This window comes from Rheinheimera sp. (assembly GCF_036568245.1).
Taxonomy (GTDB): domain Bacteria; phylum Pseudomonadota; class Gammaproteobacteria; order Enterobacterales; family Alteromonadaceae; genus Alishewanella.
This window is the reverse complement of the sequence record NZ_DATCSY010000145.1, coordinates 1-5,467: the sequence shown is the minus strand read 5'-3', so window position 1 is coordinate 5,467 and position 5,467 is coordinate 1. Positions and strand designations below refer to the sequence as shown.

The 5,467-nt window shown below is 50.3% G+C and carries 3 protein-coding genes; 1 reads left to right on the top strand and 2 read right to left on the bottom strand.

Going from position 1 to position 5,467, the window contains the following annotated elements; all coding sequences use genetic code 11:
* Together VIN66_RS06285 and VIN66_RS06280 are read right to left on the bottom strand one after the other, a co-directional pair.
* A partial coding sequence (locus VIN66_RS06285; RefSeq protein ID WP_331923175.1) for a DUF4861 family protein occupies nucleotides 1–1,773 on the bottom strand: 1,773 nt, incomplete at its 3' end.
* Nucleotides 1,774–1,888: 115 nt separating this feature from the next.
* Nucleotides 1,889–4,654, bottom strand: a complete 2,766-nt coding sequence (locus VIN66_RS06280) for a TonB-dependent receptor (RefSeq protein ID WP_331923174.1) — start codon at nucleotides 4,652–4,654, stop codon at nucleotides 1,889–1,891.
* A 372-nt stretch (nucleotides 4,655–5,026) separates the two neighbouring features.
* Between VIN66_RS06280 and VIN66_RS06275 the strand changes: the two genes are divergently transcribed.
* Nucleotides 5,027–5,467: SDR family NAD(P)-dependent oxidoreductase (locus tag VIN66_RS06275; RefSeq protein ID WP_331923173.1), on the top strand; the 441-nt coding region annotated here is incomplete at its 3' end.

The window sequence follows — 5,467 nt, the reverse complement described above, 5'->3', positions numbered from 1 at the left end:
CATATAAACGCCATCCAGCCACAGCTGGTGCGGGTAGATTTTTTTATGCCAGAAGGCGCCTTCGCTGGTGCGCGGATGCTGCTCAAGCTGCTTACGTAATAAATCCAGCGCCTGCTTATACTGCGGTTTGGGGTTACGCTGATATTCACGCAGCAGCATATTGCCGGTATTTAAACTGTCGATATTAAAATTCGTCAGTTTATAGCTGCGGATATCGCCATCGGCAGTAATAAAGGAATCGATGACATCCGTCAGTACCTGCTGCCACTCTGGGTTTGGCCGCAGCTTTAGCAGCTCGTCATAGGCCTGCAATTGCAACCCGGTGGTGTATTCCCATTTGCTTGGACGGCCGCGCTCGTAGTCCCAGCCACCAAAAGCGTAGTAGGGGGTCTGGCGCTGCATTTCGCTGGCGGCCAGGCGCTCGCTCCAGTCAAGCGCCTTTTGCGCGGTCAGTGGGTCGGCTTTTTGCTGCTGCGACAATGCGGTTTTTAACTGCTTACGCGGTGCCAGTGTGAGTTTTTCCACTTCCTGCTGCAGATAAGCGACAAACTCCGCTTCGGTTTTAATGCCGCCGGGCTCGCCATCCCAGGCTGACAGAAAATAGTATTCCAGCTCTGTACCAGATGGCTCCAGCACAGCGACATGACTGCTGGCGTCACTGGTGATGGCTTTATTGTCGCCGCGTTTAAACAGCACGGCCATACCCAGCTTATCGTTGCCACCGGTTAATGTTTGCTCACCCCAGGTCGCCAGATAGGTCCAGCTGTGGCCCGGAATATCCAGTTTGCCCTGTAGTAGTTTGGTTTTGGGTAGTTTTACCAAACCCACCGCGAAGTTATCCAGTATTTCACTGGTCGTCAGCCGGGTATGCACCAGGCGACTGCCCGCTGTCATTGACAAGTTGGCCGTCAATTGCAGCGTTTTACCGGCGATTTGCCAGTCTTTGTATTGAATCTGCAATGCTGAATATAAAGGGCCGTTTTCTATCACTTTCGCGGAGTGACCGCTGACTTTAGACACCAGCTGCACCTGCTGGCCGTCCCAGTAGCCATAGCCGCCGGCACCCAGCGATTTGCCAACTTTTAGCAGGTCCATGCCCCAGTCCGCCATATGATGGTAAGACTCGTAGCCATCCAGACCGACGTTGTGCAGTACCGGTGCACCGGTTTTATTGCCAAACACATCAAAGCCGTTACGCCAGTCCAGATAAATACGGTAGCCGACTTTGTCAGACTCTATGCCCGGGCCCTCGTAGCGGATCCACTCAGAATGATCGGTATATTGCGCTGGCGGCGTGACTTCCGTCACATTTTCAAATGTGCCACCGATATATTTTTCGCCTTGCCACTGGCCGCCGGTTTTGCGTGAAATTTCGGCCTGGGTACGTTTGGGCAATTGTTGCGCGGCAAACAGCGCCGGGTTATTGCTGATGGTGATGCTCTGAGACGCTGCTGCAGCCAGCTCCGCTTGCAGCAGTAAAGTATCTTTTTCACCATCGCCGTTATGGTCAATCAGTTGCGACGGAATAACCTTGCCACCGGTTTGTGCCACCAAGGCTGTAGCTTGCGCCGGTGCTATGCCCAAATCAGCGTAAGGCAGTAATACAGTATCGGTTCGCGCGTGATCAGATGGATTACTCAGGCCTAATGTCGCGATATTGTTTTGAGCAGCGGTATCAGTTTGTGCAGGGGATGAGTTTTGCTGTGAACATGCGCTGATAAGGGTGGCGATACTGAGGCTTAACAAGGTTTTGCCAAAAAGGATGCGGGCCATAAAATACCTGTTGTTACACATTGTTGCTCCATCATGGGTAAAAACGGGCCGTCCGTGGCTCAGCGTTTAGCGAGAGAAATACAGCCGCTACGCGAGGCATAGCGGCCTTGTTACATCAGAACTTATACTGGGCACCTAAGTAATACTGGCGACCGGTAGCATGGTAGTAAGTTAGGCGGTTGCCACTTGAGTCTACCCATTGATCATCTACTTCGTCGGTCAGGTTAAGGGCTTCTAAGCTGACTTTCCACTTCTCAGTAAGCTGATACGACATTGCAGCGTCAATGTTACGGGTGGCGTTAGTGCCTTCCATATCGTTGCCATTACGGCCCAGTGCGTTAGTCAGGTAATCCGAGCGGTCGGTTAACGACACCCGTGCGCTGAACTTGTCATCTTCATAGTACAAGGTGGCACTGCGGGTAGATTCAGATAAGCCCTGTAAATCACGGGTTGCCAGAATCTGGCCATCTGTATTGACATAGTCCATCTGGGCTTTTACGTAAGTGTAGTTACCGATAAAACCAAATTTGTCCCAGCCTTCAGGCAGGAAGGTAAACGGCATCTGATACTGCACTTCAAAACCATACAGATTACCGCCAGGGCCATTCAACGGTGTATTAGTATCCCAAAGCAAGTTCTCGTTACAGTTTGCGCCGTAACCATCCGGACCAGCATTACAGGCATCTATCGCGGCCTCAACCGGTAGACCTGTCTCGGTAAATAGTTTGGTTTGGCGTAAGCCCTGCACATAACTGTCGATATCTTTGCGGAATACCGCTACACCTAACAGTGATTCATTATCAAAGTACAGTTCTAAGCCTAAGTCATAGGTTTTGGCTTTGGTTGGTTCAAGTGTCGGGTTGCCACCGCTTATGCTACGTGAACTGCCTGATACTGATACTGACGAGTTCGGGCGAATACTACCAAGGCCGGCACGCGCCATAACTTCGGCGTAACCAAAACGGATAATCACATCTTCCAGCGGTTCAAATACCAGGTTCAGTGATGGTAAAAACTCACTGTACTCATGCTTGGCAGTAATTTGCTGGTCTGCGCCACCAAGCTTTGCCCAGGCTGTTGAAGACTGGTCGGTTTTAACATAGCGGCCGCCGACATCACCGCGGATAACGGTATCGCCCACTTCGGTTTCAAACGCCAGCTGCAGGTATGTGCCCAGGGTTTTTTCTTCGGCACTATAGTTATCAGCCAAACGGTTTTGAGCACTGACTTCAAAGGCACCGGTGTTACTGTAAATATCATAAGCGGCATTAATTGCAGCCAAATCAGGAACCTGCCAGGCCCCTTGTGACCCTAAGCCAGAGTTATAACTCATGATCAGGTCCGGCGTCATCACGATACCGGCAGCATTTTCGCTGGCGCGACGCGCTTCATAAGTTTCAAATTCAAAGTTTTTGTAATGCACGCCACCGCGTAGGGTCAGGCTTTCAGTCAGAATATATTCCAGATTAAGCGCGGCAGTGTCGAAGGTGTTTTCAGCACCTAACGGGCGCAGGCGCACACTGTTCGTTGTCCAGCCATCTGCCTCAAACACCTCTTGCCCAAACAATAGCTCTGGTGCCTGGCGTTTGCCACCGCGGTAATCATAGCTAAAATCAACACCGGTCTTTTGCATCACCACAGTGGTTTGAATCGGGTTATCAAACTCTGATTTAGCGCGGCCGATCATTGCATCAATTTTCAAATCGTCGGTCAGCTGGTGCTGCGCACTGAAGCTAACCTGCAAAAAGTCTGTACCCAGTTCATCGTAGCGGTTTTCATTACGTACAGTAGCATTTTCAAAAGCAGCATAGGTTACGGTATTGGTGCTATCAATTTCGTAGTCCAGTACATTCATAGGCCCGGTTTGGCCGTTACCATTTAAAATACCCTGAGTAAACACTTCCTGACGGGTTGAATCGTCTTTTGCATAAAGAATATCTAAATTAAAACGGGTTTCCAGGCTGGGGCGGAACTCAAACGCTGCTGCTGCGCCGGTACGTTTAACATTGTGGGTGTAAGAGTCGTAACGCGGTAAACGCGGGCGAAAAGCGTCATTTATCGCCTGTAATTCAGCCGCATCTGCACTACCCTGATAGCTACCAAAGTCATTTGCGTCTGCCCAGCGTACGGTACTGGCACCTTCGTCTTTTACATTACGTTCAGACATTGCCAGTGAGAATAAAGCGCCAAATTTACCGTCGGCAAAAATATTGCTGACTAAAAACGAGGCTTTAGGGTCGACCTCTTCAGATAAATCGTTGTAGCCGGCCTGCACGTTAGCGGCAAAAGTTAAACCATCGTAGTCAAAAGGACGGGCTGTACGCAGGTCGACTGTGGCGCCTAATGAGCCTTCTTCGATATTGGCTGAGGCGGTTTTGCGAACTGTCAGCTCGCTGAATAAGTCAGATGAAAAGGTATTAAAGTCAAAACCACGGCCGCGGTTGGCGCCACCAATCTGGTCAGTACCGCCACTGGTAGACTGCGCTTCCATACCGTTAATGCGTACGCGGGTAAAATCAGGGCCAAGGCCACGTACTGAAATTTGCCGGCCTTCACCAGCAGCACGGCTTATAGCCACACCGGGAATACGCTGTAAGGATTCTGCCAGGTTAAGATCAGGGAAATCAGCTATATCTTCGGCTTTAATGGTATCAGTAGAGCCAGTTTCAAAGCGTTTTTGATTCAGGGCACTGGCTAAACTGCCGCGAAAACCACCGGTAACGGTAATAACTTCAATATCTTCTTCCTGTACCTGAGCTGGTTGCTGCTCGGCTTGTTGGGCTTGTAATGCCGGCGCTGCGCTAAGCAGCGTTGCCAGCCCGGCCAGAGTGAGTGAGCGCACCAGTTTACTGGGGCGGAATTGCGTATTGCGAGTAGCCATGTCTGTTCACCTCGTCCTGAATTGACTTGTTGTCTTAGCCTGGGTCATGCCCGGCCTTATTCATTTTTCTGGAGCAAAGGTTGTCTGCTCCCTGTCGATTTGCTTGTTTTGTATTCAGCTTATATGCTTTGTCTACCGGTGGCAAAAAAAACTTGCAATTTTGTGCCACCGATGGCAAAAAGCTAACACCATCAACTAAAATCTGTCAATTATTGATAGAGACGAAATCGGCCACATTTTGTAATCAGATGCTGCTGACTTTAGTTAAGTATTTAATTTTAAAGGTTTGTTGCTGTTTTCGATTTTTGAAATTGTTCCATATTTGAACAGTTTCGCAGTGGCAGCGGGCCAGATAAGCTAACAGGAGAGCCTATGGCGAGCTTATTTTCTCTGACAGGACAGACTGCTTTAGTGACTGGGGCCAGCCGTGGTTTGGGCCAGGCAATAGCCGTTGCTTTGGCAGAGGCCGGCGCCAAAGTGATTTGCGCCAGTTCAAGCAGCGAAGGCAGCCGCGATACGGTGGCAAAAATTACCGCTGCCGGTGGCCAGGCGTTGGTATTGGCCGCCGATTTAAGCGATGAGGCTGCGGTTGAGCAGCTGGCCGAGCAAGCGCTGGCGCAGGGGCCGGTAGATATACTGGTGAACTGTGGCGGCACCATTTTCCGTGCGCCTGCTCATCAGTTTCCGATGAAGGAATGGCATAAGGTGATCGCGGTAAATTTAGATTCCGCATTTTTACTCAGTCAGAGGCTGGGTGCTGAGATGATCAAACGCAAAAGCGGCAAAATTATTAATATCGCTTCTATGCTGTCG

What these genes read in the sequence shown, in the direction of transcription:
- VIN66_RS06280 (WP_331923174.1), bottom strand. Translation starts at nt 4,654, where the DNA reads ATGGCTACTCGCAATACGCAATTCCGCCCCAGTAAACTGGTGCGCTCA.